Origin of the sequence: Aliivibrio fischeri ATCC 7744 = JCM 18803 = DSM 507 (assembly GCF_023983475.1) — a bacterium.
GTDB lineage: Bacteria > Pseudomonadota > Gammaproteobacteria > Enterobacterales > Vibrionaceae > Aliivibrio > Aliivibrio fischeri.
In genome coordinates, this window is the sequence record NZ_CP092713.1 from 775,472 (window position 1) to 795,942 (window position 20,471).

The 20,471-nt window shown below is 37.3% G+C and carries 25 protein-coding genes; 19 read left to right on the forward strand and 6 right to left on the reverse strand.

Features of this window, described 5'->3' with window-relative positions; all coding sequences use genetic code 11:
• The first annotated feature begins 90 nt into the window (after positions 1-90).
• Both AVFI_RS16950 and AVFI_RS16955 read left to right on the forward strand, forming a co-directional pair.
• Entirely contained in the window at positions 91-747 is a 657-nt protein-coding gene (locus AVFI_RS16950) for a 2OG-Fe dioxygenase family protein (protein ID WP_005423158.1), read from the forward strand.
• Positions 731-1,963 carry a cysteine desulfurase-like protein gene (locus tag AVFI_RS16955; protein WP_188863644.1) on the forward strand — a complete coding sequence of 411 codons (1,233 nt, stop codon included), beginning with the start codon at positions 731-733 and terminating at the stop codon, positions 1,961-1,963. Before AVFI_RS16950 ends, AVFI_RS16955 begins: the two co-directional genes overlap by 17 nt.
• Here the strand turns inward: AVFI_RS16955 and AVFI_RS16960 are convergent.
• Positions 1,930-2,256: a c-type cytochrome gene (locus AVFI_RS16960; RefSeq protein ID WP_017018789.1), complete on the reverse strand. Its 327-nt coding sequence runs from the start codon at positions 2,254-2,256 to the stop codon at positions 1,930-1,932. The genes AVFI_RS16955 and AVFI_RS16960 overlap by 34 nt on opposite strands.
• Positions 2,257-2,478: 222 nt before the next feature.
• Here AVFI_RS16960 and AVFI_RS16965 point away from each other — a divergent pair, with 222 nt between their 5' ends.
• The 13 genes from AVFI_RS16965 to AVFI_RS17025 all read left to right on the forward strand — a co-directional run bounded on the left by AVFI_RS16965 (position 2,479) and on the right by AVFI_RS17025 (position 10,731).
• Positions 2,479-2,628: a hypothetical protein gene (locus tag AVFI_RS16965; protein WP_236782084.1), complete on the forward strand. Its 150-nt coding sequence runs from the start codon at positions 2,479-2,481 to the stop codon at positions 2,626-2,628.
• Positions 2,629-2,646: 18 nt separating this feature from the next.
• Entirely contained in the window at positions 2,647-3,090 is a 444-nt protein-coding gene (locus tag AVFI_RS16970; protein ID WP_236782085.1) for a sigma-70 family RNA polymerase sigma factor, read from the forward strand.
• Positions 3,083-3,766 carry a ChrR family anti-sigma-E factor gene (locus AVFI_RS16975; protein ID WP_188863645.1) on the forward strand — a complete coding sequence of 228 codons (684 nt, stop codon included), beginning with the start codon at positions 3,083-3,085 and terminating at the stop codon, positions 3,764-3,766. The genes AVFI_RS16970 and AVFI_RS16975 overlap by 8 nt, the downstream gene beginning before the upstream one ends.
• A gap of 102 nt (positions 3,767-3,868) precedes the next feature.
• Positions 3,869-4,309, forward strand: a complete 441-nt coding sequence (locus AVFI_RS16980) for a nuclear transport factor 2 family protein (RefSeq protein WP_012535096.1) — start codon at positions 3,869-3,871, stop codon at positions 4,307-4,309.
• Entirely contained in the window at positions 4,306-5,046 is a 741-nt protein-coding gene (locus tag AVFI_RS16985; protein WP_012535541.1) for an SDR family NAD(P)-dependent oxidoreductase, read from the forward strand. The genes AVFI_RS16980 and AVFI_RS16985 overlap by 4 nt, the downstream gene beginning before the upstream one ends.
• Positions 5,043-6,302 carry an NAD(P)/FAD-dependent oxidoreductase gene (locus AVFI_RS16990; protein WP_188863646.1) on the forward strand — a complete coding sequence of 420 codons (1,260 nt, stop codon included), beginning with the start codon at positions 5,043-5,045 and terminating at the stop codon, positions 6,300-6,302. The genes AVFI_RS16985 and AVFI_RS16990 overlap by 4 nt, the downstream gene beginning before the upstream one ends.
• Positions 6,299-7,051, forward strand: a complete 753-nt coding sequence (locus AVFI_RS16995; protein WP_188863647.1) for a DUF1365 domain-containing protein — start codon at positions 6,299-6,301, stop codon at positions 7,049-7,051. The genes AVFI_RS16990 and AVFI_RS16995 overlap by 4 nt, the downstream gene beginning before the upstream one ends.
• Before the next feature lie 23 nt (positions 7,052-7,074).
• On the forward strand, positions 7,075-8,316 hold the full coding sequence (locus AVFI_RS17000; RefSeq protein ID WP_373367049.1) for a class I SAM-dependent methyltransferase: 1,242 nt from the start codon (positions 7,075-7,077) through the stop codon (positions 8,314-8,316).
• An 83-nt stretch (positions 8,317-8,399) separates the two neighbouring features.
• Complete coding sequence (locus tag AVFI_RS17005; protein ID WP_012535183.1) at positions 8,400-8,969, forward strand: DUF2878 domain-containing protein; 570 nt, start codon at positions 8,400-8,402, stop codon at positions 8,967-8,969.
• Positions 8,917-9,420, forward strand: coding sequence for a chalcone isomerase family protein (locus AVFI_RS17010; RefSeq protein WP_041941211.1), 504 nt, complete (start codon positions 8,917-8,919; stop codon positions 9,418-9,420). Before AVFI_RS17005 ends, AVFI_RS17010 begins: the two co-directional genes overlap by 53 nt.
• Positions 9,420-9,938 (forward strand): DUF3833 domain-containing protein, encoded by a 519-nt coding sequence (locus AVFI_RS17015; RefSeq protein WP_054775736.1) that lies wholly within the window; start codon positions 9,420-9,422, stop codon positions 9,936-9,938. The genes AVFI_RS17010 and AVFI_RS17015 overlap by 1 nt, the downstream gene beginning before the upstream one ends.
• 233 nt (positions 9,939-10,171) lie before the next feature.
• A complete protein-coding gene (locus AVFI_RS17020) occupies positions 10,172-10,426 on the forward strand; it encodes a type II toxin-antitoxin system Phd/YefM family antitoxin (RefSeq protein ID WP_012535573.1) in 255 nt (84 codons plus the stop codon).
• Positions 10,417-10,731, forward strand: a complete 315-nt coding sequence (locus tag AVFI_RS17025) for a type II toxin-antitoxin system RelE/ParE family toxin (RefSeq protein ID WP_054775737.1) — start codon at positions 10,417-10,419, stop codon at positions 10,729-10,731. The genes AVFI_RS17020 and AVFI_RS17025 overlap by 10 nt, the downstream gene beginning before the upstream one ends.
• A 100-nt stretch (positions 10,732-10,831) precedes the next feature.
• Here AVFI_RS17025 and AVFI_RS17030 read toward each other — a convergent pair whose 3' ends face one another.
• Positions 10,832-11,779 carry a ChaN family lipoprotein gene (locus AVFI_RS17030; protein ID WP_054775738.1) on the reverse strand — a complete coding sequence of 316 codons (948 nt, stop codon included), beginning with the start codon at positions 11,777-11,779 and terminating at the stop codon, positions 10,832-10,834.
• Between the two features lie 192 nt (positions 11,780-11,971).
• Here AVFI_RS17030 and AVFI_RS17035 point away from each other — a divergent pair, with 192 nt between their 5' ends.
• Positions 11,972-12,109 (forward strand): hypothetical protein, encoded by a 138-nt coding sequence (locus tag AVFI_RS17035; RefSeq protein WP_012535300.1) that lies wholly within the window; start codon positions 11,972-11,974, stop codon positions 12,107-12,109.
• 25 nt (positions 12,110-12,134) lie between these two features.
• On the opposite strand, the gene AVFI_RS17040 is transcribed toward AVFI_RS17035, so the two are convergent.
• From AVFI_RS17040 to AVFI_RS17050, 3 genes are read right to left on the reverse strand one after another with little or no spacing between them, the layout of a single operon-like run.
• Positions 12,135-13,988 carry a metallophosphoesterase family protein gene (locus AVFI_RS17040; RefSeq protein ID WP_188863648.1) on the reverse strand — a complete coding sequence of 618 codons (1,854 nt, stop codon included), beginning with the start codon at positions 13,986-13,988 and terminating at the stop codon, positions 12,135-12,137.
• Between the two features lie 50 nt (positions 13,989-14,038).
• A complete protein-coding gene (phrB, locus tag AVFI_RS17045; RefSeq protein WP_188863649.1) occupies positions 14,039-15,478 on the reverse strand; it encodes a deoxyribodipyrimidine photo-lyase in 1,440 nt (479 codons plus the stop codon).
• Positions 15,468-16,412 carry a YbgA family protein gene (locus tag AVFI_RS17050; protein WP_155653871.1) on the reverse strand — a complete coding sequence of 315 codons (945 nt, stop codon included), beginning with the start codon at positions 16,410-16,412 and terminating at the stop codon, positions 15,468-15,470. Before AVFI_RS17050 ends, phrB begins: the two co-directional genes overlap by 11 nt.
• A gap of 134 nt (positions 16,413-16,546) precedes the next feature.
• On the opposite strand from AVFI_RS17050, the gene tyrR reads away from it, so the two are divergent.
• From tyrR to AVFI_RS17065, 3 genes are all read left to right on the forward strand, one after another.
• Positions 16,547-18,094, forward strand: coding sequence for a transcriptional regulator TyrR (gene tyrR / locus AVFI_RS17055; protein WP_012535036.1), 1,548 nt, complete (start codon positions 16,547-16,549; stop codon positions 18,092-18,094).
• An 11-nt stretch (positions 18,095-18,105) separates the two neighbouring features.
• On the forward strand, positions 18,106-18,663 hold the full coding sequence (rimJ, locus tag AVFI_RS17060; RefSeq protein ID WP_054775739.1) for a ribosomal protein S5-alanine N-acetyltransferase: 558 nt from the start codon (positions 18,106-18,108) through the stop codon (positions 18,661-18,663).
• Between the two features lie 143 nt (positions 18,664-18,806).
• A complete protein-coding gene (locus AVFI_RS17065; protein WP_005423119.1) occupies positions 18,807-19,016 on the forward strand; it encodes a hypothetical protein in 210 nt (69 codons plus the stop codon).
• Positions 19,017-19,090: 74 nt separating this feature from the next.
• Here the strand turns inward: AVFI_RS17065 and bioA are convergent, their stop codons facing one another.
• A complete protein-coding gene (gene bioA, locus AVFI_RS17070) occupies positions 19,091-20,371 on the reverse strand; it encodes an adenosylmethionine--8-amino-7-oxononanoate transaminase (protein ID WP_188863650.1) in 1,281 nt (426 codons plus the stop codon).
• Between the last annotated feature and the right edge of the window lie 100 nt (positions 20,372-20,471).

Consider the following 20,471-nt stretch of genomic DNA (forward strand, 5'->3'; position numbering starts at 1 on the left):
ATGAAATAACTGTTTAGTTTGATTTATCAGGATTTCTGCGTAAATAATAAAGTGTAACTTAATTGTTAAATATATTATGCAGGAGGCATTATGTATCACTCACACGAAATGTCATTACAGCTTACTCATTTGAGTCATGATGCTGTTCATCAACTTGCTCCTTCCTTTTCTGGTCTTCCAAAAACAACTTATGCAGATGGTAATTATCGTTTACGACGGTATTCAGTTATCCGTATTGTTAATGAAAAAATTATCGAAACTAATAAGCATAATTTTGTTCAAAGCGAAGATATTAATCATTTTCAAGGTGATGTTCTTCGTGAGTTTGAAGCCATAGAGTCAGGTATTCTACATAGTGATGGTATGTTAGAAATGTGCCAGATATTTATGGATTTAAATGATCTTCCAAATGGACAAGAAATTGAAATTCATCAAATGCGCATTGCTGCGATATATGATGAAACTGAAATAGCGCCAGAGGGTGTGCACCAAGATGGTTTCGACCACATTGCCATTATTGGTATCGATCGCTCCAATATAGAAGGTGGAGAATTATTAGTTTATGAAAATTCTGATGAAACGCCATTCTTTAAGAAGATCTTAGCAGATGGTGATGTTGCCCTTGTTGACGATAGAAAACTTTGGCACAACGGTAAACCAATCCGTTTAATTGATCAGCAGAAAGAAGGTCATATGGATGTTTTTGTTTTAACCGCTAAGGATAATGTTGATGAATTTCACTCCTAATAACGTTAGAACGCAGTTCCTTTCTTTAACGCAAGAGGTAGACAATAAACCCGTTATTTTTTTTGATGGGCCGGGTGGATCACAAGTGCCTCAAAGGGTGATTGATTCCATGTCTCACTATCTTGGTTTTTTCAATTCAAACTTGGGCGGACACTTTTTTTCCAGTAAAAATACGAATGATGTATTAAATCAAGCTCGACTTTCTTGTGCGGCATTGCTCAATGCGAAGAGCGAAGAAAACATCATCTTTGGCCCTAATATGACTTCACTTACTTTTCAGCTGAGTCGATCTATTAGCCGAGACTGGAAAAGAGGGGATGAGATTATTGTTACGGCACTTGATCACTATTCAAACGTATCAAGTTGGCAGCAAGCTGCAGAAGATAAAGGGGTGATTGTTCACCAAGTAAGAGTTAATGAAGATGACTGTACTTTGGATATGGATCACTTCTATTCATTGTTAACAGAAAAAACAAAATTAGTCGCAACCACTTATGCGTCTAACACCACAGGATCAATTGTTGATGTGAAATCGATCGTTGAAGCAGCACATCAAGTGAACGCCATGGTTTATGTGGATGCTGTTCATTATGCCCCACATCATCTTATTGATGTTCAAGCGCTTGGATGTGACTTTTTAGCGTGTTCGGCATATAAATTTTTTGGGCCTCATGTGGGCATTGCTTATGTATCGCCAAAATGGATGTACGCTTTATCCCCCTATAAAGTTGAGCCAGCGATAAATGTTGGACCCGGTCGATTTGAAACGGGAACTCAAAGTTTTGAGGCTTTAGCGGGCTTAACGAGTGCTGTTGAATACTTGGCTCAATGGGGAGATGAGTCCCTTTCTTTAAGGGATAGGTTGAAAAAGAGCTTTGAACAGTACCAAATACATGAAGATGAATTAACACAGCATTTTTTAAATAAACTCGCTGTACGTCCGTGGATTCGTTTATATGGTATTACTGATAAGAATAAATTGTCTGAGCGCACTCCAACGTTTGCACTTCGTATTGATGGGATAAAGCCTGAAAAGATAGCAAAAATATTGGCGGAATATAATGTATGTGTATGGAGCGGACATTTTTATGCAATTGGTTTAATTAAACAGCTAGGTTTTTATGAGCGAGGAGGTGTTGTCCGCATTGGCTTTATGCATTACAACACCATAGAAGAAATCGATTATTTGTTTTCGCTTTTAGATGCCTTTGCATAGAAAGCGGCAATGTCTCTTAAATCTTGATCGTTTAATCGTTGTAATTGGGCCTTCATCATTTGTGCAAGAGGGCCTTTCCTTTCATCGTTTTGATAGGACTTCATCGATAAATATAGATACATTTCATTTTGCATATCCAAATTAGGGTACGCACTATTGCTTGCCTTACCTGTTTCACCATGGCAGAAAATACAACTAGGCGCTTTTACTTTTCCTTTGACTGGATCACCGTATTCATAGCTGTATACAGATGTAGAAAATGAAATTAGAAGAAGCAGAATGAATTTTTTCATAGAAAATCACGGTTAAAAAAATTCATTATTATTTAATTTGACTATAATTCAACTGATTAATTGTAAGTACATTTAATTTGCTAACTTATTTATATCATTACTTTTTTAGTTTTCTTCTGATTTTGTGATCATTAAACTATGCTCAAAATAAGATGTTTTATATTTTATAGTGATCTTTTTTATTCTCTCTCTCGTAATAGATAAAAAATAGAGGGAGTCGATATGCATATTCAACAGGTAGAGGTTGTCACTCGAGTGAGCATTGCAGATAGACCGAACAGTGACAAAGACAGTTCGGTTCAAATAGATTCTTGGTTAAGAAAAGTCGGTGAGACGCAAGATAAAGTTGCATTCGCTGAGCTTTTTAAGTGATTTGCTCCTAAGATCAAAATGTATGGTTTAAAACGATTTAATGATCAAAGTTTAGCAATGGACTTAGTTCAAGAAACGATGACGTTAGTTTGGCGAAAAGCCACATTATTCAATCGTAGTAAAGGCAATGCCTCAGGTTGGATTTTTACTATTATGCGTAACCATAGCTTCGATATGTTAAGAAAAATTCAAACTAATAAAGAAGATACAATTAGTGAGGATTTGTGGCCACTATACGACAAACAAGTTGAAACTCATTCGGTTGATTTCCTCGAGAATAAGAACCTTGAAAAAGCACTCATGCTATTGCCATTACCTCAACGAATAGTCATTGAAGGATTATATGTGCAAGGGCTAACTCAGCAAGAGTTATCTGAACAGCTTGCAGAGCCAATAGGAACGATAAAATCTCGATTACGCTTAGCGTTAACTAAATTGCGTCAGGAGTATGAGCATGAATAAGATCACTTACCATCCCAAAGATGAGCTTTTGAGTTCTCATGCAAATGGTGATTTACCCGAATCATTAGCGGTGGCTATTTCGTTACACTGTGAATTATGTCCACAGTGTCAAAAGAAACTTGATGCTATTACAAATCGTCTTGCGAGCAAAACATGGGATTCAACAGGCAGTAAAGAAGAAAAAGAAGCCAATGAGAAAGCAAGTGACAGTGATGGTTTCGACTCTATGTTAGCTAATATCATGGCCTTAGAAATAGAGCCAACTTATTTAGCTCCAGAGCCTGTATATACACTATTTATTGATGATAAAGAATATCAGCTTCCTTACATTTTACATCGATACGACAACTTAAAATGGAATCATTTAGGTGCAGTGAGTCGAACTCGTTTAAATGAGGAACAAGACACGCGTTCTAACTTACTTCATATTAAGCCCGGTGGTGAAATTCCTCATCATACCCACAAAGGATTTGAGTTAACCCTATTACTCGATGGCAGTTTTGAAGATGAATCTGGTCATTATCAAAAAGGGGATTTTATTTGGCTAGACGCTTCAAATAGCCACAGCCCTAAAACGTCAGAAGGCTGTTTGTGTTACACGGTTCAAAATGCACCACTATACTTTAAACAAGGGTTAAGTAAGTTATTCAATCCAATTGGAAATTTATTGTATTAGCAACCATACTTAAATTATGAATATAAAAGATCACAGGATGTGATCTTTTATATTTCGTTAAGCGTATATAGGTGTATGACTAAGATAAAAGGAAGTACAGATATGGATCATTCTGGCTTTATTCAAAAATTTATCGCTTTATACGGCGGTTTAAACAAACATACACTGCACCATCTCTCAGAAATCTATTCTTCTGACGTTCAGTTCATTGATGCTGTCCACGAAATTAATGGAATTGATGAACTAACCGATTACTTCACACATCTGTACACTAACCTTATCGAATGCAAATTTACCATTCATCATGTCATTGAAGACATTAATTTATCACAAGGTGAAGCGACGCTTTTTTGGACGATGAATTACAAGCATCCAAAAATAGGTAAAGGTAAAAGCATCAGTGTTGAAGGTGTCTCTCATATTAAATTCAATGATAAAGTTTTCTATCACAGAGATTTTCTTGATATGGGACAAATGGTTTACGAGCATTTGCCTCTTATTGGCCCTATGGTTAAGTTCATTAAAAAGAGGGTGCAAGCATGAGAAATGTATTAATCACAGGAGCCACTTCCGGAATTGGACTTTCTTTAGTTGAAAAGTACCTACAAGCAGGTGACAAAGTATATGCGTGCGGTCGTAATTTCCAAGCGTACCTAAAATCACCGTCGCTTATTGATGCAGAGAAGAGTGATAAGTTAGTTAAAATTGCATTTGATATGAATCATCATGATGCAATTATTGATGTACTTACCGAGGTTGAGTCTTTAGATATTGCGATTCTTAATGCCGGCACCTGTGAATACATTGATGATGCAATGGGATTTGATGCTGAGTTATTTGAGCGAGTCATCAATACAAATGTGATTTCTATTGGTTATTGCTTGCAAGCATTACTTCCTAAAATGAACCAAAGAGGTCATCTTGCGTTAATGGGCTCAAGTGCTGCTTTTGTTCCCTTTCAACGCGCTGAAGCTTACGGAGCAAGTAAGGCTGCTATTCATTATTTAGCGCAATCACTGCAATTGGATATACCAAAAGAAAGATTAACCATCAGTGTTATTGCGCCTGGTTTTGTAAAAACACCATTAACAGATAAAAATGATTTTCCCATGCCAATGTTGATAGAGCCGGATAAAGCCGCTGATCACATTATTAATGGAATTAATAACAATAAACAACACATTCATTTTCCATTTCCTTTTACTCGTTTTCTCATCTTGATGGGGGCGCTTCCTTCGTGTATTTGGCAATGGATGGCTTTAAGGATGAAACGAAAATGAAAAAAATTGCCGTAGTTGGAACAGGTATTTCGGGCTTAGTTTGCGCACATTTATTAAGTAGAGAGCATCAAGTTACTGTATTTGAAGCCAATGATTATATTGGTGGGCATACTGCAACAAAAACAGTAAAAGCGGAAGGAAAAGAGTGGGATATTGATACTGGATTTATCGTTTTTAATAATAGAACGTATCCAAATTTTATTGAGCTGTTAACTCAACTTGGCTTATCTGGGCAAGAAACAGAAATGAGTTTTAGTGTAAAAAACGTGATCTCAGGTTTGGAATATAATGGACATAATTTAAATACGTTATTTGCTCAACGTTCAAATATTTTTAATACTAAATTTCTCTCATTGATTAGTGAAATTCTACGTTTCAATAAGCAATGTAAAGCCTTATGGCATCAAGATCATATTGATGCTGACTGTACCTTGGGTGATATGTTGCACGAAGATGATTACAGTACCTATTTTGCTGAGCATTATATCTTACCGATGGGAGCCGCAATTTGGTCATCTAGCCTTCAAGATATGAAAAGCTTCCCGTTGCATTTCTTTGTTCGTTTTTTCCATAATCATGGGTTATTGGACATAGCAAATCGTCCACAATGGTATGTTATTCCTAATGGTTCGCATTCTTATATCGCCCCTTTGATTGAGTCATTTAAAGATAATATCCACCTTAACAGTCCTGTTACTGGTGTGGTTCGTCATGATAATGGAGTGACATTAACCATTGATAATCAGCACGAGCATGAATTTGATGAGGTGATTTTAGCTTGTCATAGTGACCAATCGCTAGCGATGCTAACTGATATTTCAGAGCAAGAAAAAGAGGTGCTATCAAAACTGACTTATCAAGAGAATGAAGTGGTGCTGCATACGGATGAAAGCTTGTTACCTATGCAAAAGCGAGCATGGGCTGCATGGAATTATCATTTGGATGTGACCGACAAAAATCGTCCTTCTAGCGTGACCTATAATATGAATATTCTTCAAGGTCTAGAAACCAAAGAAACCACCTTTTGCGTGACGTTGAATAATTCACCGCTTATTCATAAAGACAAAATATTAGGAATGTATAAATACGATCATCCAGTATTTAATTTAGATACATTAGAAGCTCAGCAACGTAGAGAAGAAGTGTGCGGACATAATCATACACACTTTGCTGGTGCTTATTGGTACAACGGATTTCATGAAGATGGAGTAAGAAGTGCGTTAGATGTGTGCCAACGCTTTGGGATAAGTTTATGAGTGTGCATCAAGCAGATTTGATCCATTCCTGTATTTATCACGGTGATGTTAGACATCGCCGTTTTCAAACACGTGAGCACAGTTTTAGCTATGAAATGTTTTTTATTGCTTTAGATCTTGATGAGTTAGAGCAAACAGAGTCCGTTGGGTGGTTTAGGAAAAATCGCTTTTCACCGTTGTCATTTCGCCGTTCAGATTATCTTGGTAAGGCAGAGCAACCGTTAAAACAAGCGGTGTGGGATAAAGTGGAAGAACTTGGTGGCTTATCACTTCAAACACGAGTTTTATTTGTTGGCCAAGTGCGCTGTTTTGGCGTCTATTTTAGTCCAATCAATTTGTATTACTGTTATGATAAAAATGACCAATTGACTTATTTGCTAGCGGAAGTGAGTAATACGCCATGGAATCAAACCCATTATTATTTAATAAAAATGGATTCCGATAAAATCATTGATAAAGCTTTTCATGTTTCGCCTTTTTTAAACTTAGATATGAAATATCATTGGTTTGTTAAAGCGCCCAATAAACACCTCTCATTGCATTTAGAAAATCGTGGTCTGAATAAAAACCAAGAAAAAATCTTTGATGCGACCATTTCTATGACAAGAAAACCATTTAATTCAAAAAATATTAAACAACAAGTGATCTCAATTCCGATGATGACCGTAAAAATAGTATATGGAATTTACTGGCAGGCACTGAAATTATGCTTAAAACGAATACCGTTTGTGCCTCATCCAGAAAAATAGGGGGAACCATGTCTAATAATCAAATGAATTCTGTTTCGATAGAAAATCAACAAGTAGAACCGATGAGCTGGATTGATGGGTTAGCTAGAAAGGTGTTAATCGACTATTTAGGAAAAATGTCTCAAGCATCTTTAACCATTTACGATCAAATTGGCCAAGTGACTTTAGGAAATCCAGATGCAACGTTAGAAGCCGTTGTGGAGATTCATAATACGCAAGCGTATCGAAAAATTTTATTCGGTGGTGGTATCGGTGCCAGCGAAGCCTATGTTGCTGGATGGTGGACAAGTCCGAACTTAACCAAAGTGATTCAAGTGTTAGGTCGTGAGCAGGGCGTGTTAGACAGAGTTGAAAACAGTTTTAGTAAAATTATTCAATTTTTCGACTTGTTAAACCATAAACGCAATAAGAATACCGAGCATGGTTCGAAGAAAAACATACTGGCTCATTATGATTTAGGGAATGAAATGTATAAAACATTCCTTGATAAAGAAATGCTGTATTCAAGTGCCATTTATCCACATCAAGAAGCCAATTTGGAAGAAGCACAGTTATTTAAGTTACAAACCATTTGTGATCGCTTGGAGCTAAAACCCGGTGAAACTCTTCTTGAGATCGGAACAGGCTGGGGAGCATTAGCCATTTATGCTGCACAGCATTATGGCGTGAAAGTCACAACCACAACCATATCAGACGCTCAATACGAGTATGCCGAGCAGCGAGTGAAACAGTTGGGTTTGGAAGACTCAATTACCTTGTTAAAACAAGATTACCGTACTTTAGAAGGTCAATACGACAAGTTAGTGTCGATTGAAATGATAGAAGCAGTAGGACACGAATATTTAAGCACTTTCTTTGATGTGTGTAGCCAGCATCTAAAGCCGGAAGGAAAGATGCTTATTCAAGCAATTACCATCTCTGACCAACGCTATGACAAATACCGTAAGAGTGTTGATTTTATTCAGCGATACATTTTCCCTGGTGGGTGTTTACCTTCTGTGAGCGTCATGGCAAATAAAGTGGCTGAGAACACGGATATGGTGATCACTTCACTGCATGATATTGGGTTGGATTACGCCAAAACATTGAATCACTGGTATCAACGTTTTGATAAATCTGCCGGCGAGTTAAAAGAGATGGGATATGGTGATGACTTTATTCGTCTTTGGAAATTCTATTTATGTTATTGCGAGGGTGGGTTTCTTGAAAGAAAAATCAGTACTGTTCACCTTGTTGCCGCAAAACCACAACATGGTGTTATTTAAGTCCATTGATATAGATTGTTAGTAAATTTTTGCAAGTGATTTTTATAGATTAATGTTTGCAAATTATCGTTTAGGAGGCTGCCATGCAACGTTATTTCCCTCTGATTAATGCCGTATGGTTTCAGCTTGCCTGGCTTGCTGCTATCATTTACAAGCAGCAAGCTATTCCTTTTTTATTACTTTCAGTATTGATCCATTTATGGGTATCACCAAGTCGAAAACAAGATGCCATGATGATCACGGTTATTGGTATTATTGGTGTTATTAGTGATTCCTTCTTATCGTTAATCGATATCTTTTCTTTTGCCAATAACGCCATTATTCCTATTTGGTTAATTATGGTTTGGGCTCACTTCTCTATTGCGTTAAATCACAGCTTGAAATGGTTAAGCCGTTTTCATATCGTCGCTATCTCTTTATTTGGTGCCATTGCGGGGCCTTTAAACTATCTTGCAGGACAACGACTTGGCGGTGTTGAGTTTGTCTATTCATTAAATATCACTTTATTTGCCGTTGCGGTGATCTGGGCTGTCAATTTACCCGTATTTATTATTATTCAGAAACGAATAAATCAAAGAATACAGGAAAGGGGGAGTTCACATGTCGAAGCAAATCAACATGCTCATTCTAGCGGGGCTGTTAATAACAAGTAGTGTTCAATCTGCGCCATTATCTGGGTTAGAAAGTAGCGGTAAATCTGAATTAACTTGGTATCTTATTTCTGTTTATCAGGCACAACTTTTTACTTCATCAGGTCAATTTACTTATGGTGAATACCCACAGGCATTAGAAATAGAGTATTACCGTAACATATCCAAAGAAAACTTAATAAAAGCGACAAAAGAGCAATGGCAAAAACAAGCCATTAACCATCCAGACTTAAATAGTTGGTTAGAGCAATTAGAGAACGTTTTTCCAGATGTGAAACCAGAAGATAAACTTGTATTTACTATTGATGAAAACGGAACCAATGCATTCTTTTTAAACAATAAACCCATAGGAAGCATCGCAAATTCCGATTTCTCACAGTTGTTCTTGGATATTTGGGTGTCAGAAAAAACAACGTATCCCGATCTGCGATTAGAACTGATAGGAGCTGAGTAATGAAAAAGCTTATTTTTGTGCTGCTCAGTTTCGTTTTAATGGGGTGTTCATCTCAAGAGGTCAGTGATTACGCTGAAGTAACCCCATCATTCTCAATGAAAGATTTTTTTCAGGGTGACTTAAAAGCAGAGGGAATAATAAAAGGATTTGATGGCAAAGTAGTAAGAACATTCACGGTTGATTTGCAAGCCAGTTGGAAAGAAAACACGTTAACTTTAGATGAACAGTTTTTATTTAACGATGGTGAAAAACAAAATCGCACTTGGGTTATTCAAGATTTAGGTAACCAAACCTATACAGGAAAAGCCAATGACATTCTTGAACAAGCCACCGGAGAGAGTGCGGGTAATGCGCTACATTGGAAATATGCCATGGTATTGGAGGTGGATGATTCACAGTATGAAGTTGAATTTGATGATTGGATTTATCAAATATCAGAGTCAGTGGTGATCAATCAAACCGCCATTTATAAATGGGGAATACAAGTCGGGGAAGTCATACTTGTTATCCGAAAATAGCGCACTTAAAGAATACCAAAACCACTTACCTTTTTACTCCCCCGTCAAAGGTAGGTGGTTTTTTTATTGAGCGTTATAACAATGCAGATAATTGGTTTACGTATTTATTTAGTTTTTTGATTTAGAAAATAGAGTTCATTAAAGCGATCTATGTCGTATGACATGAACTATCTCAATGGACAATGAAGTGATACAATAGTGATACTTTATTCTTTTGATAACGGAAACAGAGCATGAAAGTTGAATTAGTTACTACATTAAAGCGTCAAGCTACCAAAATTCTTTCTGAGCTTCATGCTTCAAAAGAACCTGTTTTGATAACAGAGCATGGTCAACCATCAGCTTATTTGTTAGACGTTGAAGACTATGAATTCATGCAAAAACGTATTGCAATCCTTGAAGGTATAGCTCGCGGTGAAAAAGCAATTTCAGATAATCGTGTTGTTTCACATGACTTAGCAAAAGAGAAAATGAATAAATGGCTGTAATTAAGTGGACTGAATCAGCTTTATTGGATTTGGACGAAATTGCAGAATATATCGCTATAAATTATATCTTGGCTGCCAAAACGTTAGTACAAACTGTGTTTCGTAATGTTGAGCACTTAGAAAACTTTCCATTATCTGGTCGTAGTGTTCCTGAATTACCACATTTGGATTATCGAGAGCTTGTATTGCCACCATGTCGAATTTTCTACAAAGTAACAGAAGATGATATTGTTTATATCATATATGTCATGAGAGAAGAGCGTGAGTTACGCAAGTTTGTTCTTAACGACCGTGGGTTACAATAAAGCATTTATTTAATAAGCAGTTTAGAGGATTCCCAACGATTGGCATTTTTACTCCATCGTTGGGTTTTGCATTTTAGCTAGGTATTTATTGAGAATGGTATTATTTACACACCAGATCTTTATTACGGTTTTTTAGATCTTTATAAGCGTTCATCATGTTCTCTTTTTTAACGAAACGCTTAGGCGGTGTTAATACCTTTAATTGATAATCTATACTCTCTGGGCTTATCGCTTCAGTTGGTGTCACCACAACCACATTCAGGTTTGGGTTCAGTTTTAGAATCTGCGCAGCGGTACCTAATCCGTTTTCAATATGAAATTTACCAGCAATATGCATGACTTGTGAATTTGGGTGTTGATCGATGTAGTTAACAATACTTTCAGCCATAGTTGCGTCCCATGTTATTTGAGCGGCATACTGCTTTTTGGTTTGAGATTCATCTCCATGGTGCATTGAATTAAAGAATTTCGTTTTATATGCAGAATCAGCCGTATCTATGTTAGCGGCAAGCCATGTACGCTCGGTGTCATTGAGTTTGTTGAGATAATCAATACCTTGCTGACCGATACATTTTACAATCGGTTTTGGCGCGTTTGATGCAATAACATCACGTTGATAAGATTTGGCTAATTCAACTAACGGACGGTAATCACTTTCATAATTTGGCCAAGCGTTCGCTTCTTTCATTAAGGTTTGTTCACCAATTTCCCCAGACAGATATTGAGTGAGGATATCTTGTTTATCACGGGTAAATTGTTCCATCGATAACGCTAAATTTGGGTTTTCTTGCGCTAATTGTTTAAATAAATCCGTTTGGAAACGATGGACACCCGCATGTGTGTGCCATTCACCAATCAAAACAACATCAGCATTGCGTATTTCATCAGGTAGAGAGGTAAGCGCAATGACGTCACTACTAGGAGAAAGCAGTTGGTAATCGTAAAAGCTCTCTACAGAAGGTTCAACGTCAGCCTTTTGGTGAATGTTTTGACTACATCCTGACAAAAGCAGTAATGAAATAAGTGACAGTAGTGGTGTGGATTTCATAATAAGAATTCATTAGATAACAAACCTATAGCTTAGGTTAAATGGAAATGATTATCAATATAAATAAGAATCATTCTCAGTAGGTGTGATAAATTTAAAATTTACAGAATGGTAGTTTTAACTCTGTCACAGTAATGTCATAGCAGGTTTGTATAATCAGAACACTCATATACTCAAATAAGGAAATGATAGATGAGTAATCATTATCTCGATAACATAAAATATCGTGAAGAGATGGAATTAGAATGGCTAGATGCAATTGAAGCCGGTCTGTATTTCCATAATTCAATGGAAGTTGAGTGCGACTTAGACGCAACACTCAACGATTAATTTCCCCAAGCTAGTTTTCTAGCGTTTATTTAGGCAAGAACGAGATAGATTTTCCTTCTGCAGTTAGAATGGATATCTGTGTTGGCTTGCCTTTATCATCTAACTTTAACTCTCCAATCGCACTTTGATTAATCAACTTATGCTGATTTGATGTTGATGGATCTCGTTTTGATACCAATAGATTTTTTCGCTTTGTAAACCAGTTTAAAGGTGAGTGCGGACTATAAAGAATACGGTCCATAAAATCACAAAAACGTAAGAGAGCATTAGGGAATTCATTTTTGAATCCACTGCACGTAATTTGGTAAATATCAGGGCTTGATTTGCTGTGACGTACATTAATATCGTAGGCAAATGAGTAGTGCACATCGCCAGATAGAATAACAAAGTTTTGTGGTGTTTTAGGGTGAGTTAAAATACTCAGTAAGGTATTTGCAGAGCCTGGGTGTGCCATCCAGTTTTCAGCATCAATAACCAAAGGTTGACCTAGTAATGTCATGGTTTTTTGTAATGCTTCAATAAATTTAACCCCAAAAATGGGTGCCGCTGACACAATAATGATCGACTCTTGATCAATTAACTCATGTTGTAAATCGAGTAAAGCCTCCCAATCCATTAATCCAGAAGGTTTATTGGTATTTGATTCTGATCGCCAACGACGAGTACGAGTATCCAGAACCACAACTTTCGGAGTGGTATGAATTGAGTAATGCCATTGTTCAAAGCGAGTTAGAGTCCAAATTAATTTTTGATGTTCTTCATTGTTATATTGAGAAAAAAGATCTCTAAATGCATCTAAAAACTCAGCATCAAACTGCTCTGGGTTATTTCCCCAACCTTGACAGAGAAAGTAGCTAATTAATCCATTACCAATGACTTGGGAGGCGAGTGGATGGCCGTTTACGGCATTCTCCCAACCAATGGTTAGATTCCAATCGTCAGTAACATCATGGTCATCAAAAATCATATAAGTAGGTATGTGCGCAAATAATTGCTGCGCATCAGTTAGTCCATCGACAAAAAGATCAATTTGTTGCTTCTCTTGCTGCCACATCTTTTGCCATTTACCGTCTAAATTAGGGTGTTTTTCTGGTAAAGAAATCGTTTCCCAAAGCGTTGGAGACCATACTAATAAGTACATAACAAAGAACTCAGAGATACTTATTAAATGATTTTCATGCTTAGTCGAACTGAATATTGGACGAGAGCGATACAAATTACAGCGAGATAAGAAATTATTCTTCTCTACATAATGAGGTAGGATTTTATCTCTATGATACAAATTATGAGGGTGCACAAAGAGTTCTGAGCAATTTTGTATTTCAGAATGGGGCAAGGTTTCTTCAAATAAGCCCAGTTTAGGTATCACTTGCTGAATAGCGTAAAGCATTGGTCCTGCCACATCATCGGCATAGATTTGGTCACCACTCATCATCAATAGGCTTGCTCTTTCTTCTGGTTGCTGCGCTTGATGTTGTTGATTAGCAATAACTAAACTGTCTTTACTTGCATAGTGTGGGTTGCGGCACGAGCCATGTAACACGTAGTCGGCTGTATTTTTGATGATGAGTGTAAATGAAGATTCATTATCATACAGAGCATGAGGTAATAGTTTTGAGAGCAATCCATATTGAGTATCAATATCGTAAGAGATAGCTTCGTTTGCAGGGAATGTGGCTTGGCAATGTAAAAGATAAACCCATGCGTTGGTTCCTAATTGGATGCCTTGCGATGGGGTTATATCGAAGCATTGCTGATGCCCTTTAACAGTAATGAGTACTTTCCCTGTTAATTTTTGAGATGTTGAAATCCACAAATTAATTTCACTTTCTGAGGATTTTCGAACAATAGGACCTGCGAGAACAAAAGGTAAAGGCATCGATTAATACATCTCTTAGTAATAGATGTATTAATCATACTCAAGCGTGGTTAAGTTGCAATATCCAGTTGTTTTGCCTGCTTATAAACCTCGATAACTTTGATTCTTTGCTGAGCGTGATCAACAATTTGATCAGGATAGTTATCCGATTTCAATAACGGTGCAGGATTAGGATGGTGAATTTCTTTGTTGCTCAGCGCTTTTAATTCAGGAAGCCAATGCTTAATAAAGGTGCAATCTGCATCAAACTTTTTCCCCTGAGTTATTGGGTTAAAGATGCGAAAGTAAGGAGAGCTGTCACATCCAACAGACGCACACCATTGCCAACCACCATTGTTCGATGCAAAATCACCATCAATTAACTTTGACATAAAGTATTGTTCGCCCCAACGCCAATCAATGTGTAAATCTTTAACTAGAAAACTGGCGGTGATCATGCGTAATCGATTATGCATCCAACCTGTGGTATTTAACTGTTTCATTGCTGCATCAACAATCGGGAAGCCCGTTTCACCTTTACACCAACGTTCAAAGTTGTCTAGGTTGTTATCCCACTTAATGTATTTATCATAAGAAAGAAATGCCTGATTTTTTGATAAATTAGGATAAAAATGAAGTAGGTGCGTATAAAATTCACGCCATATTAACTCATCAAGCCAAATATCCTCTCCTTGATTTAATTCATAATTCGCTTCTAGGTGTAAACGCAACGCACATTGCTTTGCTGATATAGCGCCGATGGCCAAATAAGGGGATAACTGACTTGTGCCTTGTATCTCGGGATAATCTCTATTGTTATGGTATTGGCTTACTTTTTGACGGCAAAATTGACGTAATATATCAATAATTGCTTTTGTCGAAACAGGCCAACTTCCGCTTTCATTTGAAGATGAAAAAGCAAAAGAGTCATCATTATTTAGGGATAGCTTTTTAATCAATTTGGGGTCACACAGAACGGATTTCCCGGTTTTGGTAATGTGTGGCTGTTGTTGATAAAACGAGGCTTTCCACGCTTTTTTAAATGGCGTGAACACTTTATAAGGCTGTTGAGTTCGGTTAATAATAGTACCAACGGGTAGTATGCATTTGGCGTCGAAAAGAGAGCAGTTTGTATTGAGTAATGATTCGCATACTTGAGTATCACGAAGTCGTTCATCATGCTCGTATTCTTTGTTTGCAAATAATGCATTAACACTGAGCTCACTAAATAGCGCAGTTATCTTTGCTGGTATCTCTGAAAATAAAGGACTAGAAATAACGATCAACGGAATATTGAGTTGCTCTAATTCATTTTTTAATTCCACTAACCGCCTTTTGATTAAATCGATTTGAATCGGCGCTTTATTGTGCCTTTTCCATTGAGATTCAGAATGAATAAATAGAGCAAAAGTAGGCTGCTGATTCTCAATAGCAGCCTGTAATGCCGGATTATCAATGGTTCGCAAATCGTGTCGGAACCAAACACATTGTAAGTTGTGTTTATAATCCATAGCGTAATCTTAGCTCTTGTGGGTAAGGGTTTAAGAAGGATTGTTGTTTTAAGTAATCATTATTGTGCATACTTAAATGGTGTTTAATCAAAGTGATAGGAGACAATAAAGGCAATAAACCTTGATTATACTCTTGAATGAGCTCAGCTAAAGCCTGCTTCTGAGGTGAATCTAGATCTTTCTTGAAATAACCTTGTAAGTGCATTAATACGTTGGTGTTATTTTTACGGGTAGCTCGAATACTCATGGTTTGCATTAGCTGAGTTCGGTATAGATTGAAAAATTCGTGAATATCGTATTCAGCAACACGAGCCACTAATTTACCAAGGTTTTTATAGCCGACAGTAGAGTGGGACATTAATGTGTATTTATAACGAGAATGGAAAGCGACAATTTTTCCTGCGGTAGGTTGTCCATCCATAGATTGATATAAATCGTGTAAGCAAAAAACACGTGTAATGAAGTTTTCTTTTAAAACGGGATCATTTAATCGACCGTCTTCTTCAACAGGTAACCACGGCATTTTTTTCATTAGCGTTCCGGTATACAAGCCAACGCCATTTTTAGTGGCATTGTTCTTACTGTAAACTTTAACGCGTTCCATGCCACAGCTTGGTGAATTGGCACAAACAATGTAACCACATAGATTTGCATCCATTAGGGCATCAACGGTTTTATTTGAGAATTCAAGCATGGAATCCGTATAATCAATGCTTGAATCCTTAGAATCAACTAAGGCGATGCGTTCATCGTTTGTCATTAATCTGATGGTTGGTCGTGGAACAGACATACCGCTGCCTACTTCTGGGCAGATTGGTATGTAATTAAAGTAGGGTGATAATACGTTTGATGCGAATTTATTGCTTTTGTGTCCGCCATCAAAGCGAACGCTTTCTCCGATAACACAAGAACTGATGCCAACATTAATAGTCATGATAATTTCCCCCATTTGTTAGATTTACTAACGAATTAAAAAGCGTTTTGGATCACTTCTTTCTTGACTCTTTTTTTTCTCTCACGCAAACTGGTGTAAACATATTTTGACACCCTTATTATTGAGGAATTTTTGTGCGTCTTGAAGTGCAATGCAAGGATCGCTTAGGTCTTACTCGTGAGTTATTAGATATTTTAGCTTCTCAACATATTGATTTACGTGACATTGAAATTGATAAGTCAGGCTTAATCTATCTTAACTTTCCAGAAATCGATTTTGATGAGTTTAGTCAATTAATGGCGAAAATTCGTCGACTTGATGGTGTGATGGATGTCAGAAAAATTCAATTTTTACCAAGTGAACGTCGAAATACTGAGTTATTAGCTGTATTAAGTACCTTGCCAGACCCTGTTTTCTCTATCAATTTAAAAGGCAAGATAGACACAATTAATGATGCGGTAGTATCACTCTTTAAATTGGATAAAACGTCGCTTATTGGCCAATCAGCAACGGTTTTATTGCCAGATTTTAATGTGCAATTATGGTTAGAAGAATCTCGTATTCGACAACGTGAACCTATGTTGATTGATGGCATGAACTACATCATGGAGATCATGCCGGTTTACATTACAGACGACAGTAACACTTCAATTTTGACCAGTGCGGTTGTCATTATCAAACCCGCTATCGAAGCGCAAAACGCACGTCCATTTATACCTGAATCATCAAATTTAGGTTTTGAGCACTTTGTCGGTTCATCAACTAAATATAAACAACTTATTTCTCAAGCTAAAAAACTGTCTGACATTGATCAATCATTATTGATCCAAGGTGAGACAGGAACGGGTAAAGAGATGTTGGCTCGTGCATGTCACAATGCATCTATCCGTTCAGGTAAGGCTTTTATGGTTGTGAACTGTGCAGCGATGCCTGATGATGTGGCTGAAACTGAGCTGTTTGGTTATGCTCCAGGTGCGTTCCCTAATATGCCAGAAGGGAAGAAAGGAATCATCGAACAAGCTGATGGTGGTACGGTTTTCTTTGATGAAATCAGTGAGATGAGTCCACTACTTCAAATTAAACTTTTACGCTTTATTCAAGATGGTAATTTCCGTCGTGTGGGTGAAGAAAAAGAGATCCATGTTGATGTTGGCATTATCGGGGCAAGTAAAAAAGAGTTACTTGAGTTGGTAGAGCAAGGCTTATTCCGTGAAGACTTGTATTATCGTTTAAACGTGCTGTTTTTAGAGATACCGCCATTGCGTGATCGCATTTCTGATGTGGCAACCTTGTTTGACTTTTTTGTAGCGCAACTAAGTAAAGAGCTAGGAATTGTTAAGCCAAGCATAGACGAAGAAGTATACGATTATTTAGCTAGTTACACATGGCCGGGTAATGTACGTCAGCTTAGAAGCACAACATTAAAAGCATTAACGCAAATGGATAGAAATCAACTATCTACCTCTCATTTTATGCTTCCAATTGTTGATAAAAATGCGCCAAGAAGTCTTAATATTAATACTGATGGTTCACTGGATGAAATCATGAAATCTTATGAGTCGAGTATTTTATCTAGTTTATATAATGAATTTCCATCAAGTCGTAAGTTAGCCAAGCGTTTAGGTGTATCACATACTGCAATTGCAAATAAATTGCGTGATTATGGAATTGGTAAAAAATAGAGAGAAACGACATGGATGTAAGTTTTGAGTTTGAGCATTACCAAGTTCGTTTAATAAAAAGCAGTGATGCAGTGACGATTGCCAACTATTTTATGCGTAATCGTCATCATCTTGCTCCGTGGGAGCCTAAACGAAGTCATGCTTTTTTTACACCTGAAGGCTGGAAGCAGCGTTTATTGCAGCTTGTAGAATTGCATAAACATAACTTGGCCTTTTATTTTGTGGTGGTTGATAAAAACGAGCATAAGATAATAGGGACGGTGAGTTACAGTAATATCACTCGTTTTCCTTTTCATGCTGGGCATGTTGGCTATTCTTTGGATTCAGAGTATCAAGGAAAAGGGATCATGCGACGAGCGGTGAATGTCACTATGGATTGGATGTTTAAAGCTCAAAATTTACATCGAATCATGGCCGCTTATATTCCACGTAACGAAAAGAGCGCAAAAGTACTTGCTGCACTTGGTTTTGTTAAAGAAGGTGAAGCGAAAAAGTACTTATATATTAATGGTGCATGGGAAGATCACATCTTAACGTCTAAAATTAATGATGATTGGAAGCCAGAGTAATACGTCATAAAAGTAAGAAAAGTCGCTTCTAAAGGAAAAGATAAAGCATCTTATTGAAATTAATCATTATGTCACCACTGTTTTGGTGTACTCTATAAAGGTTGATTTCAATTATTTAAGATAATGATAAAGAAGGAATTTAAATGCTGAAGTTTATTAAATTTTTACAGCTGTTGATTTTAGGCGTAGTTGGCGCGTTTGTTATTCAATCAACAATCTTACACGGTATTGGTGTTTTTGCTGAGCGCTACGTGATCATGAGCTTGATTCTTACTGCATTACTCGAGCTTGCTATCTTTATTATTTATAAGTTAGTAGAAGATGATTTTACTAATGAACCTAAAGTTAAATAACGACAAATATCGACGTTGAATTTGAGCGTCTAAAAAACCGATACCTTTACTGTAAAGGCATCGGTTTTTTATTATTAGAACAGAGTTTCTAGGGCACTATCAATGGCGTTAACAAGCTTAGTAATGTGCTCAGGTTGAGAAATGAATGGAGGCATCATATAAATGAGTTTCCCAAATGGCCTTATCCAAACCCCTTGTTCAACAAAGTGTGCTTGAATTTTCTCCATATCAACAGGCGTGGTTAGCTCTACCACACCAATAGCGCCTAACCATCTAACATCTGCAACAACGTTATGTTTTTTAAGTTGGGGTAATAATTCAGAAAAGCAGGTTTCTATCTGTTTGGTTTGAGTTTGCCAATGATTTTGTTGGATTAGATCTAGGCTGGCATTGGCAACGGCACAAGCAAGTGGGTTGCCCATAAATGTAGGACCATGCATAAAACATCCTGCATCACCACTGCATACCGTGTCTGCAACCACTTTACTGGTGAGTGTTGCTGAAAGCGTCATGTAGCCCCCAGTGAGTGCTTTACCAATGCACATAATATCGGGTTCAATCTCGGCATGCTCGCAAGCAAATAACTTTCCTGTTCGACCGAAGCCTGTTGCTATCTCATCTAAAATCAAAAGTAAGCCATATTTATCACACAAGCGGCGTACTTCTTTCAGATATTGAGGATGGTATAAGCGCATCCCGCCAGCGCCCTGAACAATGGGTTCAAGGATCATTGCTGCAATATCATTGTGTCGCTCTGCTAACATGGCTTCTAACGGAAGGATATCATCAGGGTTCCACACTCCACCGAACTTACTGCTTGGTGATTCAACAAACAGATGCTCAGGTAAAAAGCCTTTATAAAGTCCATGCATGGAATTGTCAGGATCGGTGACTGACATGGCTGCGAAGGTATCACCGTGATAACCATGACGCACGGTTAAGAATTTAGATCGAGGCTGACCTTTCGCATGCCAATATTGAAGTGCCATTTTTAAACTGACTTCAACTGCTACTGAACCTGAATCGGCTAAAAATACTTGTTCTAATCGAGATGGACTGAGTTCGACCAGTTTCTTACAAAGTTCAACAGCAGGTTGATGAGTAATGCCTCCGAACATCACGTGTGCCATTTTGTCGGTTTGATCTTTTAATGCTTGATTCAGGTGAGGGTGGCTGTATCCATGTATGGTAGACCACCATGACGACATGCCATCAACAAGTTCAGTCCCATTTTCTAGGTAAATATTAACCCCTTTTGCATGAGTGACTGGATAGCAAGCCAGTGGGTTTAATGTTGAAGTATATGGGTGCCAGATGTGTTGACGGTCAAAATCCAAATCGACGTTAATGCTCATTTATTCACCAGTTGTAAACTTTATTCTTTTCTTTAGGTTGACAGTGTATCGTTTAACCGTAGACTAGCCAAGTATAAAACAGTCATTATATGGTTGTTGA